12 protein-coding genes, 2 pseudogenes and 1 riboswitch are annotated in these 18,200 nt (G+C 44.8%); of the genes and pseudogenes, 7 read left to right on the forward strand and 7 right to left on the reverse strand.

Annotated features, from left to right (window positions below; genetic code table 11):
• Position 1 precedes the first annotated feature (1 nt).
• Entirely contained in the window at positions 2 to 1,354 is a 1,353-nt protein-coding gene (gene lysC / locus KJB05_RS02175; RefSeq protein WP_208446322.1) for a lysine-sensitive aspartokinase 3, read from the reverse strand.
• A 123-nt stretch (positions 1,355 to 1,477) separates the two neighbouring features.
• Positions 1,478 to 1,656, reverse strand: a riboswitch (Lysine riboswitch).
• Positions 1,657 to 1,879: 223 nt separating this feature from the next.
• Here lysC and KJB05_RS02180 point away from each other — a divergent pair.
• A complete protein-coding gene (locus tag KJB05_RS02180) occupies positions 1,880 to 3,001 on the forward strand; it encodes an alanine--glyoxylate aminotransferase family protein (protein WP_208446323.1) in 1,122 nt (373 codons plus the stop codon).
• 56 nt (positions 3,002 to 3,057) lie between these two features.
• Here the strand turns inward: KJB05_RS02180 and KJB05_RS02185 are convergent, their stop codons facing one another.
• The 5 genes from KJB05_RS02185 to KJB05_RS02205 form a co-directional block, all read right to left on the reverse strand.
• On the reverse strand, positions 3,058 to 4,842 hold the full coding sequence (locus KJB05_RS02185; RefSeq protein WP_208446324.1) for a PglL family O-oligosaccharyltransferase: 1,785 nt from the start codon (positions 4,840 to 4,842) through the stop codon (positions 3,058 to 3,060).
• Positions 4,843 to 4,909: 67 nt separating this feature from the next.
• Positions 4,910 to 7,732 carry an excinuclease ABC subunit UvrA gene (uvrA, locus tag KJB05_RS02190; RefSeq protein ID WP_038896953.1) on the reverse strand — a complete coding sequence of 941 codons (2,823 nt, stop codon included), beginning with the start codon at positions 7,730 to 7,732 and terminating at the stop codon, positions 4,910 to 4,912.
• Between the two features lie 127 nt (positions 7,733 to 7,859).
• Positions 7,860 to 9,239 carry an IS4 family transposase gene (locus KJB05_RS02195; protein ID WP_213053101.1) on the reverse strand — a complete coding sequence of 460 codons (1,380 nt, stop codon included), beginning with the start codon at positions 9,237 to 9,239 and terminating at the stop codon, positions 7,860 to 7,862.
• Positions 9,240 to 9,385: 146 nt separating this feature from the next.
• Positions 9,386 to 10,258, reverse strand: coding sequence for a UTP--glucose-1-phosphate uridylyltransferase GalU (gene galU, locus KJB05_RS02200; RefSeq protein WP_009707668.1), 873 nt, complete (start codon positions 10,256 to 10,258; stop codon positions 9,386 to 9,388).
• A 162-nt stretch (positions 10,259 to 10,420) separates the two neighbouring features.
• A complete protein-coding gene (locus tag KJB05_RS02205; RefSeq protein ID WP_009707667.1) occupies positions 10,421 to 11,065 on the reverse strand; it encodes a LuxR C-terminal-related transcriptional regulator in 645 nt (214 codons plus the stop codon).
• A gap of 293 nt (positions 11,066 to 11,358) precedes the next feature.
• Here KJB05_RS02205 and KJB05_RS02210 point away from each other — a divergent pair, with 293 nt between their 5' ends.
• The 3 genes and pseudogenes from KJB05_RS02210 to KJB05_RS02220 form a co-directional block, all read left to right on the forward strand.
• The gene (locus KJB05_RS02210; protein ID WP_005438106.1) at positions 11,359 to 11,898 is read left to right on the forward strand and encodes a single-stranded DNA-binding protein; all 540 of its coding nucleotides are present in this window, start codon (positions 11,359 to 11,361) and stop codon (positions 11,896 to 11,898) included.
• A 294-nt stretch (positions 11,899 to 12,192) separates the two neighbouring features.
• On the forward strand, positions 12,193 to 14,202 hold the full coding sequence (gene csrD, locus KJB05_RS02215; RefSeq protein WP_208446463.1) for an RNase E specificity factor CsrD: 2,010 nt from the start codon (positions 12,193 to 12,195) through the stop codon (positions 14,200 to 14,202).
• A gap of 11 nt (positions 14,203 to 14,213) precedes the next feature.
• Positions 14,214 to 15,203: pseudogene (locus tag KJB05_RS02220) on the forward strand (MSHA biogenesis protein MshI); the annotation flags it as partial.
• A gap of 33 nt (positions 15,204 to 15,236) precedes the next feature.
• Here the strand turns inward: KJB05_RS02220 and KJB05_RS02225 are convergent.
• Positions 15,237 to 16,643, reverse strand: coding sequence for an IS66 family transposase (locus KJB05_RS02225; protein ID WP_208446529.1), 1,407 nt, complete (start codon positions 16,641 to 16,643; stop codon positions 15,237 to 15,239).
• Positions 16,644 to 16,748: 105 nt separating this feature from the next.
• Here KJB05_RS02225 and KJB05_RS02230 point away from each other — a divergent pair.
• The 3 genes and pseudogenes from KJB05_RS02230 to KJB05_RS02240 form a co-directional block, all read left to right on the forward strand.
• A pseudogene (locus KJB05_RS02230) lies at positions 16,749 to 17,213 on the forward strand (PilN domain-containing protein); the annotation flags it as partial.
• Complete coding sequence (gene gspM, locus KJB05_RS02235) at positions 17,210 to 17,860, forward strand: type II secretion system protein GspM (RefSeq protein WP_045411472.1); 651 nt, start codon at positions 17,210 to 17,212, stop codon at positions 17,858 to 17,860. The pseudogene KJB05_RS02230 and the gene gspM, both read left to right, overlap by 4 nt.
• Positions 17,853 to 18,182, forward strand: a complete 330-nt coding sequence (locus KJB05_RS02240) for an MSHA biogenesis protein MshK (RefSeq protein ID WP_199483345.1) — start codon at positions 17,853 to 17,855, stop codon at positions 18,180 to 18,182. Before gspM ends, KJB05_RS02240 begins: the two co-directional genes overlap by 8 nt.
• Positions 18,183 to 18,200: the final 18 nt, after the last annotated feature.

Below are 18,200 nucleotides of genomic sequence, written 5' to 3' on the forward strand. Positions count from 1 at the left end.
TTTATTGCTCAAACAACTCGGTGTGCAATTTTTGGATTGCTTGGCGAGATACGGACTCGTGAACAAGGAAGCACAGGTTATGTGGGCTTGCACCGTAACAGATCATACGTAGGTTGAAGTCTTCTAGCGTGCCAAATACTTGCTTCGCGTAGCCTTTGCTTTCACTCATGTTGTTACCAATCAGAGCGACGAGACATAGATCGTGTTCCACCTCTACCTTACATAGCTCTTCAAGCTCTTCACGCGCGGCTTGTGGCAATTGAGGTGCTCCGCCAGATGTGTCTGTTTGATCAAGAGTGAGTGACACACTGATTTCAGATGTGGTGATCAGATCAACAGAGATTTTGTGCTTCGCTAGGATCTCAAATACTTTGGCTAAGAAGCCGTACGCGTGGAACATGTTAGCACTGCGTAATGTCACCATGGTTTGGTTGCAGCGAAGAGCAAGTGCTCGGAATAAAGGCGAACTCTCTGCTTGATGGCGAATCCATGTGCCGCCTTTTTCCGGCTCTTTAGATGACCCAACAAATACCGGAATGTCGTGACGAAGTGCTGGAACTAGCGTTGAAGGGTGCAGGATTTTTGCGCCAAAGTTCGCCATCTCTGATGCTTCGCTAAAGCTGATCTCTGGGATTGGCGCTGCTTTTGAGGCGATACGTGGATCTGTGGTGTAGATGCCCGGAACGTCGGTCCAAATCTCTAGACCTGCAGCTTTCACGCCTTCTGCAATGAGTGCTGCACTGTAGTCACTGCCGCCACGGCCAAGCGTAGTGGTATTACCTTCTTCATCTGAACCAATAAAACCTTGGGTGATAACCACGTATTCTTGGCAAAGTGAGACTAACTTTTCTTGTGCTAGTTGTGCAATGGTCTCGACATTAGGTTCAGCTCGACCAAAGTTTCCATCGGTTTTTAACACGTCGCGAATATCAAAACGAATCGCATTCACACCACGCTCTCGCATTAATTGAGCAAGGATATGAGTCGACATTAATTCACCACAAGCAACTAAATGATCGGTCAGTTTGGTGCTTGCTTGGATTGAAGCGGCCTCTGCCAAACTTGTGACGGTATCAAGAATCGAATAAACCTCTGCCGCAGCTTCGGTTGCGTCCTCAAGTTGCGACAGAATCGATTCGTGGATGCCTGCTAGTTTCTGAAGTACTTCCGCACGATGTTCTTGGTCTTGAACACCATTTGCCAGTTCAACCAATAGGTTAGTGACACCTGAGCAAGCGCTGCTAACCACAAGGCGAGTATTTGGGTTGTTTTCTATAATAGTGGAGCAACGGCTCATTGCCTCAAAGTTGGCAACACTGGTTCCACCGAATTTTGCTACGTTAAATGCGCTCACTGCGTTCTCCCACGACTTCCTGAAAAAATAACAACAATTAATAGGTTGCCTAATACATCCAATGTTTGGTGAGGAAAGGAACAGAGCAAATAGAGAGGTAGTTAGAATGTAATTTGAAAATTTACCCTCAGAAGCTCTTCATCATACGGCGCTGATGACAGTTGATGGGATTCAACCCAAGTCAACCGACAAGTCAAATCCTGCAACTTTGACTTACCTCGGCACTACTCCCCCTGAGTGATTGGTATTGGAATTGCGGCTCCACAAATCACCTGCCTGGGCAGTGCTCCTCTTCTGCATAAAGCTTAAACATTGAACGGTTTTGCTGTCACATTGTCAACCAATATCTCAACCAGATTGAAAGTTTTTATTAACGAATTTGTGACAGTGGTTTGACCTCTATACTTAGGGCTAATTGCCGATAGAGGAAAAATCTATTAGGGTGAAAACTTCGATACCTGAGCCAACCTTTTGAATAGAACTTTTATAACGCTCAGGATGAATGACTGCAATCAAGGAGCTGACATGCCGATTCAAAGCTTTATTCCCCCACACCGTATTTTGATGGGACCTGGTCCATCTGATATTTCACCTCAGGTTTTACAAGCACTAAGCCGTCCAACAGTTGGTCACCTAGACCCACTTTTCATTGCCATGATGGATGAGCTAAAACAGCTGCTTAAATACGCTTTCCAAACGGAAAATGAATTTACTATCGCAGTTTCTGCGCCGGGCAGTGCGGGCATGGAAACGTGCTTCGTTAACCTGATAGAAAAGGGCGACAAGGTCATCGTCTGCCGCAATGGTGTTTTCGGTGAGCGTATGCGTGAAAACGTGGTTCGTGCTGGTGGTGAAGCGCTTGTTGTCGATGATGAGTGGGGAAACCCTGTATCTGTCGATAAAGTTGAAGAAGCATTAAAGCAGCACCCTGATGCTAAGATTCTTGCTTTTGTTCATGCTGAAACATCAACAGGCGCGGTAAGTGATGCTCAAGCTCTGGGTCTACTCGCGAAGCAATACGGTCTGTTATCGATTGTTGATGCTGTGACCTCGCTTGGTGGTGTACCTCTTAAAGTTGACGAGTGGCAGTTAGATGCAGTGTATTCGGGCAGCCAAAAATGTCTTTCGTGTGTTCCAGGTTTATCGCCTGTGACGCTTTCTCCGGCAGCTATTGAGAAGATTCAATCAAGAACGACACCGGTTCAAAGCTGGTTCTTGGATCAAAGTTTAGTATTAGGTTACTGGAGTGGAGAAGGCAAACGCAGCTATCACCACACTGCGCCCGTGAACAGTTTGTATGCACTGCATGAAGCTCTACTTATTCTTAAGAATGAAGGTTTAGAAAATGCGTGGGCACGTCACCAGTTAATGCATGAGAAGCTTAAAGCCGGTTTACAAAAACTAGGTTTTGAATTTGTGGTAGAAGAAGAGTATCGACTACCGCAATTGAATGCCATTTATGTCCCTGAAGGAATTGATGAAGCAAAAGTGCGTAATCACTTACTCGAAACCTACAACCTAGAGATTGGTGCAGGTCTTGGTGCACTTGCTGGTAAAGCATGGCGAATTGGTTTGATGGGCTATGGTGCTCGACCTGAAAATGTAGCTTTGTGTTTGCGAGCTTTAGAAGAGTCACTGACTGAATAAATCGACTCGGTAATGAGGTAAAGAAAAGCGAAGGTTATTCCTTCGCTTTTTTGTATTTATTGCTCAGCACCTGAAGTCGGTGTTGGTGAAGCAGATATGGCTTGAGAAGGTGGCTGATAGTTGACGCCACTGAAATCAATTTTAGGGAACAGGAACTGTGCCTCTGCACGAATTTGTTCTGCCTTGCTTGTGTCATCCAACCCTTGATATGCCAGTATCAAGTTGTTGTAAAACGCTGGGCGTGGCTTGTCTTTAATGATTTCCAAAGACCAATCAATGTAAGGCTGAATCAAAGTTGGATCTTGCTTGTATAAACCGATGTTTAAGAAAGTACTGTATACATCCCAGTCGAAACGATCTTTCCAAACCACAGGGTTCGTCACTTGATTCAAGATATCCGGGTTGGTTGGGCGCGTAGTTTCAAACTTGGTTAAGACATAGTTAGTGTGCAATGCGCTAACCATATAGAAAGTAAACACTGCTGGAATGACTAGGCTACATACTCGCAATAAACTTTTGGTTACTTTGCTAAACGGTGCTTGGCGGTAACGAGACACTCGTTGGTCGACCCAATAAAGAAGAATCACAAAGATCAGCCAATGCACCAATGAATGATAGAAGGGGTATTCTAATTGTGAGTGCAGCACGATTGGAATAAACAGAGCCAACAGTGCTAATCGAGTACCGCGTTTGGCTTGGTAGATGCGATATAGCACTAGCGCGATTGCCAAAAAGATCCCCAGAATTGGCAACAGTCCGCCTTCTACCGCCCAGTACAACAACTCATTGTGCGGGTGGTCCATCGATGGCAAGCCCGCAGGATAGCTTTCATTAAGTGCATGCTGACGTGCCGTATATAGCATGTATTCTGACTCAAACTTGCCGTAACCATAACCAGTGAATGGCTTCTCAATCACCATATCTAAGGTTTGAGGGAAGGTATAGGCACGTGGTGATTCCATGTTCACTTTTTCACTGGCTAATCCGCTTCCATCGGGAAAAGCTATCTGCATGATCACAATAGATAAAGCTAAACCTGTTGCCATTGCGAGTGCCCAACGTACGAACCTTGCTTTGGTTGCGAAGCGGTACATATACGGAATAACTAATAAAATTGCGATGATAGAAGCAAGCCATCCCGTTCGAGATGCCAAGGCGACAATCAACGGTAGAGTCAGTACTGGCACAGCATAAAGCAGATAGATATCGCTAAGTTTACGCGAGTATTTATAAGGTTGACGGACAAGCAGGTAACTTGCGATAACTAAACCAGTTGCAAGGAAGCTCGCCATGACATTGGGTTGCTGGAAGATGCCATAAGGGCGGTTAGCTACCGTGTCATATCCAAATACGTTTCCTGGCTTAAGATAAAGATATTGCGTTAAACCGAAAATCGATTCGATAACGACGGCAAGCACAATAAACCATAATAATCGCTGACGGTGCTTGTTACTGAAATGGAATTGCTGCAGCACGATGAAGAACAACATGCCGCACCACAGACCAATCAGCTTATTTGCCGCAAGCGCACTATCCGCATTAGGGTAGAAGATAGGTAGCGTCATGATGATGCAGCTGATCAACAGGCCAATTGTTAATTTGGAATAGCGTAATACACGATTGGTCGCAAGTTGGTAGCAGCCAATACCAAGTGCAAAGCTGAACGCAATCCACGTGGTCGCATTAAAAGATAGTGCTAGTCCAGAGCCACCCGGATTAGGCATGAAGAAGTGCATCGCCAGCAGAAAGAGTGCTGCTAACGCGATGAGAAACTTGCGGTTAAGAGGAACTTGCACTTTACCTGGAGAAAGCTTAGTTCCACTGACGTGTATAGTAGCCATAGTTATTGTGTTGTTTTGAATGAAAAAAGACCAGCAATGGCTGGTCTTTGTACTTTACCTGTTTTTTCTACTTCAACATAGGCTTAAGGAAGCGAGCTGTGTGCGAACCTTCGATCTGAGACACATCTTCAGGCGTTCCTTGTGCGATGATTTCACCGCCGCCTTGTCCGCCTTCGGGACCTAAGTCGATAATCCAGTCTGCTGTCTTAATCACATCGAGGTTGTGCTCAATGACAACAACAGTATTTCCGTGGTCGCGCAGACGGTGCAGTACGGTTAATAATTGCTGGATATCGTGGAAGTGTAGACCGGTTGTCGGTTCATCCAAAATGTATAAGGTTTTTCCTGTATCACGCTTAGACAGCTCTCTAGCCAGTTTCACACGCTGAGCTTCACCGCCTGACAGCGTAGTTGCTGCTTGACCTAAGCGAATGTAAGACAGGCCTACATCCATCAGAGTTTGCAGCTTACGAGCAATCGCTGGTACTGGATCGAAGAAAGTTCGTGCGTCTTCTACTGTCATTTCCAGTACTTCATCAATGGTCTTGCCTTTGTAACGTACTTCAAGTGTTTCGCGGTTGTAGCGTTTACCTTTACATACATCACAAGGAACGTAGACATCTGGTAAGAAGTGCATTTCTACTTTGATTACACCATCGCCCTGACAGGCTTCACAGCGACCACCGCGTACGTTAAAGCTAAAGCGGCCTGGCTTGTAACCACGAGAACGCGACTCTTGCGTGCCTGCAAACAGTTCACGAATCGGAGTAAAGATTCCCGTGTAAGTAGCTGGATTTGAACGTGGTGTACGACCGATAGGGCTTTGGTCAATGTCGATCACTTTATCGAAGTGCTCTAACCCTTTGATTGCTTTATATGGCGAAGGGTGCGCCGTTGTTGCACCATTCAACTGGGTATGAGCAATCTTAAAGAAAGTATCGTTGATCAGAGTCGACTTACCTGAGCCAGATACGCCGGTAATACAACTGAACAAGCCAACAGGAACGGAAAGGTCAACATTCTTTAAGTTGTTACCTGTCGCGCCAAGTAGTTCAACGGTTTTCTTTGGATCGCGTGGTGTACGCTCTTTTGGTACTGCAATCTCTTTCGCGCCACTGAGGTACTGACCAGTCAGTGAGTTTGGATTTGCGATGATCTCGTCCATCGTACCTTCAGCGACCACGTTACCACCGTGTACACCGGCACCTGGACCGATATCGATCACGTGGTCTGCGCAACGAATCGCATCTTCATCGTGCTCAACCACTAATACTGTGTTACCCAAATCTCTTAGGTGGGTCAGGGTCTTCAATAGGCGTTCGTTATCACGCTGGTGGAGGCCAATCGATGGCTCATCTAGAACATACATGACACCCACTAAACCAGCACCAATTTGGCTCGCTAAACGAATACGTTGAGCTTCACCGCCTGATAAGGTTTCCGCGCTGCGCGATAAGTTGAGGTAGTTCAATCCCACGTTAACCAAGAATTGCAGGCGATCGTTGATTTCCTTCATCACTTTTTCAGCGATTTGGGCGCGTTGACCTTCTAGTTTCAAAGAGTGGAAGAATTCCAATGCGTCGGCGATACTGAGTTCAACAATTTCCGGTAGCGTTGTATCAGCAATAAAGACATTACGTGCTTCTAGGCGCAGACGAGTACCGCCACAGCTTGAGCAAGACTTCGTAGAGATGTATTTCGCAAGCTCTTCACGTACCGAGTTAGATTCGGTATCGCGGTAACGGCGTTCAAGTGTATTCAGGATCCCTTCAAAAGGATGGCGCTTAACGCGAATGTCACCACGATCGTTAATGTACTTGAACTCAACTTCAGTACGCCCCGATCCTTTAAGAATGATGTCTTGGGTTTTCTTTGGTAGAGAGTTAAATGGTGCATGAAGATCGAAGCCGTAATGATCCGCCAGTGCTGTCAGCATCTGGAAGTAGTAATAGTTCTTTTGATCCCAACCACGAATGGCGCCTTGTGCCAAACTCAGAGTTTCATCTTGAATAACTCGGCTTGGGTCGAAATATTGCTGCACACCTAAACCATCACAAGTGCCACACGCACCTGCTGGGTTGTTGAATGAGAACAAACGAGGCTCAAGTTCTTGCATGCTGTAGCCACAAATAGGGCAAGCAAAGTTAGCTGAGAAGATCACCTCTTCGCCATCGCCGTCCATTGGAGCAACAACAGCGATACCTCCAGATAGCTCTAGTGTGGTTTCGAATGATTCAGCTAAACGTTGCTGTAGATCTGGGCGTACTTTAAAGCGGTCCACAACGACTTCAATAGTGTGTTTCTTATGCAGTTCTAGCGGTGGTGGATCAGAAAGATCGCAAGTTTCACCATCGATACGTGCGCGGATGAAACCTTGAGCTGCTAGGTTCTCTAGCGTTTTAACATGCTCACCTTTACGCTCTTTCACGATAGGAGCAAGCAGCATCATTTTGCTGCCTTCTGGTAACTCTAAGACCTTGTCAACCATTTGGCTGACAGTCTGTGCTGCAAGAGGAGTATGGTGCGTAGGACAGCGAGGCTCACCAACGCGTGCATAAAGTAGGCGTAGGTAGTCGTACACCTCAGTAATAGTACCGACGGTAGAACGTGGGTTGTGTGATGTTGATTTCTGCTCAATCGAGATCGCAGGAGACAAACCTTCGATGTGGTCAACATCTGGTTTTTCCATAAGAGACAAAAACTGACGTGCGTAAGCTGATAGCGATTCTACGTAACGTCTTTGACCTTCAGCGTACAAAGTATCGAATGCGAGAGAGGACTTACCAGAACCACTCAAACCAGTAATGACAATCAGTTTATCGCGGGGGATAGTGAGGTTGATGTCTTTGAGGTTATGGGTTCGGGCACCACGAACTTCTATTTTATCCATCGTTTTTGCTCTATGTATAACCAAGTGACGCAAGTATTACATAGTGTGAGAAATGTGCAAAGAAAATACTGGACAAAAAAACAGTAAACAAAAAGCCCAGCATTAAGCCTGTCTCTTGATCACAAGTCTAGTGATCAAGAGACATTGCGAGCTCGTAGCCTTCAAGGATGGTTTGCAGTTTAAACCATCCTTCCCATAGTGCCTTTATTGAAGCTCTGCCCGTCCTCTTGGTATCTTTCCAACCGCCTAATTTAGCAAGATTTCTGTACGCCCAGCTCATATCGGGTACTTCTTTAGGTAATGTCTTGCTTTCTAGTTTCAACCACAGCAGCTTCCAAGCTTTTGTGCCCAAGGCCTTTTCACAACTTTCTGTTGATAGCTCATCAACTTCTTTAATGAAACGTAACGCCAATAAACGAGTCGCAACAAAGGCATAGATGACACTTAACCTCTCTAAGTTACCTTTACTTTGGAGTCTTAGTGACTCCACATCCGTACCTTCACTTTTCCAGACTTTATGGAAGTCTTCAATCAGCCATCGACGCTCGTAATAACCGATAATTCTCATGGCGTCTTCAGCGTTGTTTATTGGCTCCGACGTCAAGAGGTGCCATGCTAACTTGTCTTTTGATGCCCCTTGCTCAAGGCAACCAACATAATAAACAGGTATGCCTGCGTGCTCTTTTTTGTTTGCCGGAGCCTTTAATGTCACCTGACCATATTTAACGTCAAGCTTTACATCTCTCGCTTTTCTCCCTCCTTTTTGGGGGATGGTAAGCTCCTTTGTCTCGACACTTGGTAACGCTTGCGCATAGTCGTAAAGCTTTTGAGCGTGTTCTTCTAGACAACGACTTTGCATTGAGCGAACGACAAAGCGCTGCTGATGTTGACGTTTATAAGTTAAGTATTCGAATAGGTCTGCTTCTCGGTCACAGACCGAGATAACATCTAACATCTTATCCCCTAGGCGCTCAACGACACGGCGAGAAGCTTGCTCCCATTTGTAACTCTCTTTCTCCTCGTAAGGACGAGTCGCGTGTTGGTGCTTTTGCCCACGCTTAGTAATATCTCGGCTCCATCGTTGTTGCTCTATAAGACCAACAATGGTCTGACTTTGTGGTGCAAAAAGTAACGTCGAATGTACATGGAGAGCTCGAATTCTGTCGCCTTGATTCGTGTGCCCGAGTTCATCTTTTATACTTCGATGAGGAAAACAGAGCGTTGTTGTATCTTCAAGCGCGAGTAATTCCTCATGCTCGTTAGCTCGAGATACCGTTGATTGAAAACCTGCTTCAGCGATGTCTTTTGCATCGATGTTTTCATTGCGGATAAAGCGATATGCCCCTTCCATATCGGCGGGAGAAAAAGGAAGTTTAGCCACGGAGACTCCTGGTTGATTAGCAATGGAAGTCGCTAAACTGATGAGGCGTTGTGTTCTTCGAGGGTCTTTAAGTTGTGCTTGTCCAAATTGTTCTTGTGCCCAAAGTTTAGCGTCTGAGTGTGTCATCTTAGTGTTTCAGTAAGGATTCTTAAGTGATCAGAGCGCACACACGTTAAAGAGTTCAAAAAAAATCCCCAAGCTATAAGCTTGGGGATTTGTGTATAAGAGACAGAGCATTAAGCTGGGCTTTCTCATCAATCAATTTGAGTTGGTTACGCTTCTTTCTTCGTAGCGTGTTTGCCTAGCTCAGACTTCTTTTCGTCTTTTAGGTACAGGTTTTCGAAGCAGTAGTTTGTTGCTTCGATGTAGCCTTCTACGCTACCACAGTCGAAACGCTGACCTTTGAATTTGTACGCCAATACACAGCCCGCTTTTGCTTGTTTAAGCAGTGCGTCTGTGATTTGGATTTCGCCGCCTTTACCTGGTTCTGTGTTTTCGATCAGCTCAAAAATATCTGGAGTCAGGATGTAACGACCAATGATCGCTAGGTTGCTTGGCGCCGTGCCTTGCTCTGGTTTCTCAACCATGTCGTCTACACGGTAGATGTCATCTTTGATCATCTCACCAGAGATTACGCCGTATTTATGGGTTTCTTCTTCTGGAACTTCTTGAACAGCAACGATTGAACAACGGAACTGTTTGAAGAGCGCTACCATCTGAGCCAGTACGCCTTCTTGCTCATTCACACAAAGGTCATCAGCAAGTACAACAGCAAATGGTTCATCACCTACAAGTTCACGACCAGTTAGGATTGCGTGACCTAGACCTTTCATTTCGCGTTGGCGGATGTAAGTGAAGTTTGCAGAGTCGATGATTTCACGGATATCAACCAACAGTTCTTCTTTGTTTGTACCGCTGATTTGGTGCTCCAATTCGTAGTTTTTATCGAAGTGGTCCATGATTGAGTGCTTACCACGGCCAGTCACAATACACATGCCGTTCATGCCAGCTTGGATTGCCTCTTCTACACCGTATTCAATCAGTGGCTTGTTCACTACAGGCATCATCTCTTTAGGCATCGACTTGGTCGCAGGGAGGAAGCGCGTACCATAGCCCGCTGCAGGGAACAGACATTTTTTAATCATCGGGGGAATATCCTTTCTCATTTTTTAATCAAGAATCTGGGCATCACTTTAACACGAGAGATGCATATGAATCATGAATTAAGTAGGAAAAAATCTGAGAATCGGAGCCTAAAGAAGCATGAGCAACTAATGTCTTTGTGAATTTGTGTCGCGCATCTAGTTTTATGACATCAGATTTTGGTCAGCCCAAGCAATGGCTTGTACGCGGTTTTTTACCGAGAGCTTCTTAAAAATTTGATACAGGTGTGACTTGATGGTGAACTCACTAACGAACAACTCTTCCGCCATTTGATTGTTCGATGCCCCCGCTTGAAGGCAGCGTAAGACTTGCAGCTCACGAATGGTCAAATCGACGGTGGCTGGCGCTGTGTGGGTACTGATGACATTGCGATAATAATGCAGGAGTTGGCTAGTCACATTGCGAGGTAACCAGTTCTGACCGTTTACGATCTCTTTTAAACCCTCCCCAATTTGTTCTAAAGAACTATCTTGGTAGAAAATGCCTTTCAATTGCCCAAATGTCAGCAATTCATCTGTAGTCAAACGCTTAGGCACATTGAACACCACGGTTTCAAAATTTTTCCAGATCAACGGCAGATTTTTGATCGATTGAACCAGTTCTTTATGTTCACTAAAGTCGATCAACAAGATTTTATTGCGGTGTTTCGGGTTGGCTTCCATCAAAGCTTGAGTCGAAATGACAGGGATGTTGATGTCGGTGTATTTTTCCAGAGCTTCGACCTTTTTCGCTGCACCATCTTCCATGCTGATCAGAAAAAGTTTTCTCGCATAAGCCGATTTTTTCACGCGCTTTAATCTCCTTGAGTAAAGTTTCTTGAGTTCGAAAACGCGGATACGTTGGCATCAATCATCACTCAGAGCTATAGGAAGGGAGGAGAAATGCGTTGAGATTCAAAGGTTCGCGAAACGATGTCTGCAAAACGAATCAAAAATGCTACGCCTAGAGGTTGAAGTGAGATTTCGATTCCACCAACTGTTGTCACAGAAGACAATGGGGATTAGGCTTTAATCAAAACATCAAAGCGTGTATTCTTATGCGCTAAAATTTTATATAGATCCAGAGTGAAACGGAGCACATCATGGCCAGCCGTGGAATTAACAAAGTTATTTTGGTGGGGAATCTAGGTAACGACCCTGAAATTCGTTACATGCCTAATGGCGGTGCAGTAGCAAACATCACAATTGCAACTTCTGAGTCATGGCGTGACAAAGGGACTGGCGAACAGCGTGAGAAAACAGAATGGCACCGTGTTGTGTTATTCGGCAAACTTGCTGAAGTAGCAGGTGAGTACCTACGTAAAGGTTCTCAAGTTTACGTTGAAGGCCAGCTTCAAACTCGTAAATGGCAAGACCAAAGTGGTCAAGACCGTTACTCAACAGAAGTTGTTGTTCAAGGCTTCAATGGCGTAATGCAAATGCTTGGTGGTCGTGCTCAAGGTGGCGCACCTATGGGCGGTGGTCAGCCACAACAGCAACAACAAGGTGGTTGGGGTCAGCCTCAACAGCCAGCTCAGCAGCAGCAATACAATGCTCCTCAGCAACAACAACAGGCTCCGCAGCAACCACAGCAGCAATACAACGAGCCACCAATGGACTTCGACGACGATATCCCGTTCTAGCGATTACTAGAGATCTAGTTTTGTTAAGGTAACTAGAACCATTCTAAGTCGATTCAGTATTGAGTTTAAAAGGCCGCGAATTTCGCGGCTTTTTTATTATCTTCGCGCCTATATCGTGGGCTCAATCATTTCAATTTGTAATTAAAAGACAGTAACGCTCAAATATCGAATGATGTTTTGTTTCTTTCCGCCTCAGCTTCTCACATTCACACGAATGCGATTGTTTACTGAACGCTTATCAAGTATAAATATTTCAACAAGGTATATGATGAATAGAAAAGGAATTTGGTATTCATGAGGTATACCCCAACTCTTAAGCTAAGCACGCGGCTGGTGGCCTTTGTCACCATGATCGTTATTTGCGCAATGTTTATCTTGTTTGTCGGTGGCACCCTCTCTTTCAAACGACTAGGACAAGAGTATCTCAACCATTATTTGGAAGGGATAGTAGAAGTTGTTGATAAAGAGATGGAGGATCCTGACGCAGCGTATTCGATGCAACGCTGGATGCCAAAGATGCTGCAAGCAAGCAACATTGTTGAAATGACACTCTCAACCAACAATGCTGTGGTTTATCGCTTCAAAGATACTTCCCATAAGATGGATAATTCCGTTTTGTTTGAGCACGAGTATCAGCTTAATCATAACCAAGATTACACCATCTACTTCAAAGCCATTCCTCCGTATTTAGGCTACGGCTATTCGATGCAAGCACTTTGGTCGATCACGCTAGCGGTCATTTTGATCATTTTCTGTTTAATGCGCGGTGTTAAATGGCTCAAAGAGCAGCTAGCAGGATCGGAAATGCTTGAAGAGCGTGGACGCATGATCCTCGCAGGGCGAGTCGAACAATACGCCAAAGGTGATGAGCGAGAATGGCCATATACAGCCAGTGAAGCGCTAGATGTATTGATCGAAGAACTTCAAGATGCGCGCCAGGAGCGTAGCCGCTTTGATACCTTTATTCGTACTCAAACCTTTCTTGATAAGCTCACCGGTACTGCAAATCGTGTGCTGTTTGATAGCAAGCTTGAGTCTGCTTTGTTGGAAAGTGGTGCTCGTGGTTCAGTGATGCTGATTCGTATCCAAGATTGGAAGTCTGTCGAAGAAGAGCAAGATAAACAAACTAGTGATGAGTTTATTGTTGAAGTGGGCCGTTTGCTTTCAAACTTAGTTCAGCGTTATCCCGATGTTGTGTTCTCACGCTACTACAATGCTGATTTTGCCCTCTTCTTACCTCATCAAGCGGCAAAAGATGTCGCAAACTTGGCGTCTCAATGTATTCGCCAATTAGAAAAGCTTCATCCTCCTTACCCTCTCGATTCTGACAACTGGTGTCATATCGGTATCACCATGTACAAAGAGGGCGAACGTCATAGCCAAATCATTGATGAAGCTGAAACCGCATTGCGTAGTGCTCAGTTACAGAATAATAACAACTGGAGTCGTTTTAAGAAGTGGAACCACGACGAAGAAGCTCGCGGTAGTGTGAGATGGCGTACGTTATTTGATTCAGCACTCACATCTGAAAATGTGATACTCTACGCACAATCGGCCTATTCAATAAGTGATGTGGCGCATAAAAAACCATTACATGAAGAGTTAACATGTCGGATTCGCGATCCGGAAAATGGCATTGTTAAAGCGTCTCGCTTTATTTCTGCTGTTCGACAAGTTGGCTATGAAGCACAAATGGATCGCGCTGTTGTTCATAAATTCTTAAAAGATTTTAAACATAGCTTTGATAGTTCCAAGTGTTATGTCGTTAATCTGCATGTTGTGCCTTTTGGACATCGAGAATACTTCAAATGGTTCCGTGATGAACTCTTACAGTTGTCACGTGAGCAAAGAAAGTGTCTCATTTTTGAGTTTGTGGAAGCACAATTTGTAAGACACTTAGACTTTATGCGACCAGTCGCTAAAATGCTGGCCGGTTTAGAATGTCACGTCATGATTGGGCAAGCGGGACGCACGATCGTTAGCACCCATTATTTAAAAGAAGTAGACATTCGTTACCTTAAGCTTCATCGCAGCTTGGTAACAAAAATCGATCAGAGACATGAGAACCAGTTGTTTGTTCGCAGTATGTTGGGTGCGGCCGCAAACAGTAAAACAAAAATAATAGCAGTGGGAATTGAGAATAAGCACGAATTGAACACCCTGAATGAATTAGGGGTTCATGGCGGGCAGGGGCGTTATTTCTCTCCAGAAGAGCAGTATCTACCTAGATCCAAACCAACGGTCATTTCTCAATCTGAATCTCAAGTAAAATTGGGACGCAGAAATCGCTGGCGAAAAAAATAAAGATAATAATCATGGATTTTAAAGCAGTACTCGATAAGCTCAAGCGGTCATCGGTTGGTGGTCGTACGTGCTTTTTGGTCATTCAGCCAGACGCAGTTTATTTATCATCACCAACGAAAAGCAGTCGACCATCCAAATTTGAGATCACAGAATCAAATTGGGAACGAGCTTGTGAGCAAGCACTCAGTGTTGCTGCCAGTTCTTACGACTCGTTGGCAGTTGTGCTTTCTCACAACTATTACCAGATGTATCAAATCGACAAGCCTGCGATGCCGCGCAATGAGTGGCCGTCGGCGTTGCCGTTTCTGTTAAAAGAACTTATTTCTGAACGTGCTATCGACATTATTGCCGATGCCGCAGAGTTACCTAACTCAAATAAAGTTCAAGCTTATGTGCTTTCGCGCAAAATCCTCGACAAGATCGTACTTCTGGCAAACCGAGTTCAATTAAAGCTTGAAGCAATTATTCCTGAAGATGATATCTGGGGGGATACCTCTGGTGAGCTAGGCAACTTCCTACTTCTACAACGCAGTGCGCGCGGTCACTTCCGAATCAGTGCGTTTGTCGAACATACCATTGCTTTCCACCGTTCTATTCGTAGCGTCACGCCACCATTAACAGGCGTACCTTCAAGTGACTTACAAATGGACAGTTTGTCACTGGAACTGCAACGATCGATAGATTATCTCTCTTCTCAATTACGTCATGTTCAATTGCACCAGCTTAAGGTTTGTTGTGATGATGAAGATGAAAAAGAATTGGTGGAGTCGCTTAACTATCGTTTAAGCACCAAAGTTTCGCCATTGCTTGCAGAAGAGCACGAGCTATCAGGTCATGTATTGGCTGATACTGCATTAGCAACATCAAGTGCTCGACGTGTCAATCTCTACCCTGATTTTCTAAAGCCGAAGAAGAACCTGCTTACGTTAAAAAACGTCGCGATCTCTTGGGGTGTCGCTGCCGCGCTGATTTTCTTGTCTTACGGTTATGTTACTTGGCAGGTAACTATTCACCCATGAGCTATTGACGACGGTTTACGCTAAAAATACTGGCGCCTGATAATCAACTTTCAACATGTGATGTTCGACGATTTCACGCAGCCATTTATAAGCAGAGACCTGCTGAAGTTTGGCTGTTTCTATCAGCGAGAACATTCGTTCGCGGAACTGGTCGCCTCGATATGAGCGAGTCACGTAACAACACTTCCTCATCAGTATGTAATTACGGAGAACTCGCTCCGCTGCGTTGTTTGTTAACGGGCACTCGGAGTCGTCCATAAACCGCCAGACCATAGCATCATCAGCGATGAGATTTCGACATCTACCTCGATATCGTTTTGAGCATTGATAACTACCCAATTTGAGCCAATGAAGCCAGCTCTTTCGTAACCGCCTGAGTCGGCGGTAATATTGGCTTTCGGTAATTTCTTCTTCGATATATCGGTGATGACACCTGAATACGCTATGAGCGATTAAAGCGAGTTTGTCTCCGATTTTTTGGTTTTCAGGACAAACGCTTTCCTCGATAGCGATGACGTTCCTTAATATGTGAGCCCAGCATAATTGGCGCTTAGATTCGTCGATATATTTGTAGGCAGAATATTGGTCAGTCACTAAAAGGTGTGAAACCGCTTCACCAAGTAGTCGTTTGGCAGCATGTTGGTTTCTTCCGCTGTTAATTTGGAAAAAGGCTACGTTATTGCTGAGTGCGGCCCACATCCAGCGTTTATCATTATTGCGCTGATGTGAAGTCTCATCAGCCATAATCAGTTTAGATGCTTTTACTGTGTCATGGATTTGAGTATGAGTATCAGCTAAGTATTCAGTGACTCGTCCTTGCGCCGCAGATATTGCACCTGTTGAGAAGTTAAGCTGGAAGACGTCTTTCAGCATAGATTGTATTTTACCTATGCTTTGGTGGTGCTGCGTCGCTTGGATTGCGATAAAGCTATGTAGATTTGGCCCCATTTGAACATCGGGCACAGACTCTGGAAGCTCCGCTTGATGCTTATCACCACACCATGAGCACTCGCCTTTAAAAATTTGATGTTCAACAAGCGTGTATGAGATATCTGGCAAGTCAAAGATTTGGTGTCGTTTATAAGGTTTTCTATTTGGAATAACACACCCACCGCAGTGGCATATCTTATTCGGTAAATATTGCTCAACCGAGGCGCTCTCTTCAATAGGATGAAGCAGTCGGCGATTGCCTTTATGACCTGGTTGAGCTCCTTGCTTTTTTCCAGATTTCTTCCGATTCGGCGAAGTATTTTTAGCTTTATTATGCAGGGGTTGTTGAGATGATGGCACAGAAGAGTTGCGACTATTTTGGTTTAGCCTATCTTCAAGCTCAGCCAACTTATTCCATAAAAAGTGGATGATATCTTTCGCCTCTTCAGGCGAATCGAAATCTGGCGGTGGAGGTAATGTTTTCTTATTCATACCTCCAGATTGCCACCACAAAAAGATCACTCAAGTTGAATGTGGGATCAAGTTAACTCAGTCACATAAATTTGCTGTCAATAGCTCCTGGGTGAATAGTTACCTTGGCAGAGCCAAGGTGTTGAGGATGAAATCGCGATTGTTAAAAGTCGTGGCGATATCATGAAATCAGAGCTGACGCGCCAACAAGCTAAGTTGCGTAAACACCAGCCGGATACCAACAAGTTGGCGGCGAAAGCACGTTTAGAGCGTGAGGTGAAGGCAAAACGTGACTCACTAAAAGCGGTCGGCAAATATGACGATTCACAACGCACTGGATACTCCGGCGTGATGCAATCTCTTGCCAAGCTTGGCAGCAATAACATTTCTTTGTCTGAAATTCGTATCGACAATACGACTTTAGATCTCAAAGGCTTGGCTCGTTCGCCAAGCTCAGTCCCAAACTGGGTGAGTCAATTTAAGAATGAAATAAGCCTTGTTGGACGTACTTTTGATGATGTGAAGATTGGTCGTAACGAAGACAACATTGTGACCTTTGAATTGAAGACGCGTGGAGACAAAGAGAAATGAACGAATTCTGGTCCTCGTTAGAAGAGCGCTTCGATGAGATGAGCGCACGAGAGAAGGTATTGATTGCCTTGTGTGGTCTTGTCACAGTCGTAATGCTGCTGTTTACCTTGGTGTTAGAGCCGAAACTGAATGAAGTTACCAGCAATGATAAACAGCTACGTAACTTAAAGCAGACTAATCAACAGACTGAAATCGAGATCTTACGCATCCAAGCGCAATTAAAGAAAGATCCGAACGCTGAGATTGATCAGGCTATTTCTCAATTGCTAACCGAAAGTCAGCACCTATCGATGCAGCTTTCTGAAATTATTGAACACTTGATTACACCTTCTCAAATGGCGAACTTGTTAGAAAGTGTATTGGAGCAGCAAAGCGGTATTCATTTATTGTCACTTCAGACATTGCCTGCGGAGCCGATAACAGAAGATAAAGAAGCGTCGCAATACTCAGGTTACTACGTGCACCCAGTTCGAATGGAACTTACCGGTGACTACTTTGCAATTGCTAATTACCTAACAAAACTTGAAAGCTTGCCTGCAAGTTATTACTGGCGAAGCTTCAGCTACAAAGTCGAAGATTATCCAAAAGCAAAACTTGTATTGGAAGTCTACACCCTAGGTTCACGAGAGGAGTTTATTGGTGGTTAAGAAACTCATTATCTCATTGGCGCTTGTTTCTATTGCAGGCAGCTGTTGGGCGAACCAAGACCCAACTGCGCCGCTGGGTTGGACGAAACCAGCTACCGATCAAGCAAAGCCAAAAGCGAAACAATATCGTCTGCCAACACTAAATAGCATTGTTTGCAAGCCAAACACGCCCTGTGTTGCGATTTTGAACGACCGTATTGTTGAGCCTGGGGCAAAACTTAATGGCTACCGAGTAGCTAGCATCAACAGTGAATTTGTAACTTTAAAGCGTGGTAACCGTCAGTGGAAACTAGAGCTTTTTGGTTTAAACGTAAAAAAATAATAATCAGAGCCTGATCAG

Source organism: Vibrio sp. B1ASS3 (genome assembly GCF_905175355.1).
GTDB classification, from domain to species: Bacteria; Pseudomonadota; Gammaproteobacteria; order Enterobacterales; family Vibrionaceae; genus Vibrio; species Vibrio owensii.

What these genes read in the sequence shown, in the direction of transcription:
- KJB05_RS02185 (WP_208446324.1), bottom strand. Translation starts at nt 4,842, where the DNA reads ATGGCTACTATACACGTCAGTGGAACTAAGCTTTCTCCAGGTAAAGTG.
- KJB05_RS02225 (WP_208446529.1), bottom strand. Translation starts at nt 16,643, where the DNA reads ATGAATAAGAAAACATTACCTCCACCGCCAGATTTCGATTCGCCTGAA.
- KJB05_RS02180 (WP_208446323.1), top strand. Translation starts at nt 1,880, where the DNA reads ATGCCGATTCAAAGCTTTATTCCCCCACACCGTATTTTGATGGGACCT.
- gspM (WP_045411472.1), top strand. Translation starts at nt 17,210, where the DNA reads ATGAACGAATTCTGGTCCTCGTTAGAAGAGCGCTTCGATGAGATGAGC.
- KJB05_RS02195 (WP_213053101.1), bottom strand. Translation starts at nt 9,239, where the DNA reads ATGACACACTCAGACGCTAAACTTTGGGCACAAGAACAATTTGGACAA.
- csrD (WP_208446463.1), top strand. Translation starts at nt 12,193, where the DNA reads ATGAGGTATACCCCAACTCTTAAGCTAAGCACGCGGCTGGTGGCCTTT.
- galU (WP_009707668.1), bottom strand. Translation starts at nt 10,258, where the DNA reads ATGATTAAAAAATGTCTGTTCCCTGCAGCGGGCTATGGTACGCGCTTC.
- uvrA (WP_038896953.1), bottom strand. Translation starts at nt 7,732, where the DNA reads ATGGATAAAATAGAAGTTCGTGGTGCCCGAACCCATAACCTCAAAGAC.
- KJB05_RS02210 (WP_005438106.1), top strand. Translation starts at nt 11,359, where the DNA reads ATGGCCAGCCGTGGAATTAACAAAGTTATTTTGGTGGGGAATCTAGGT.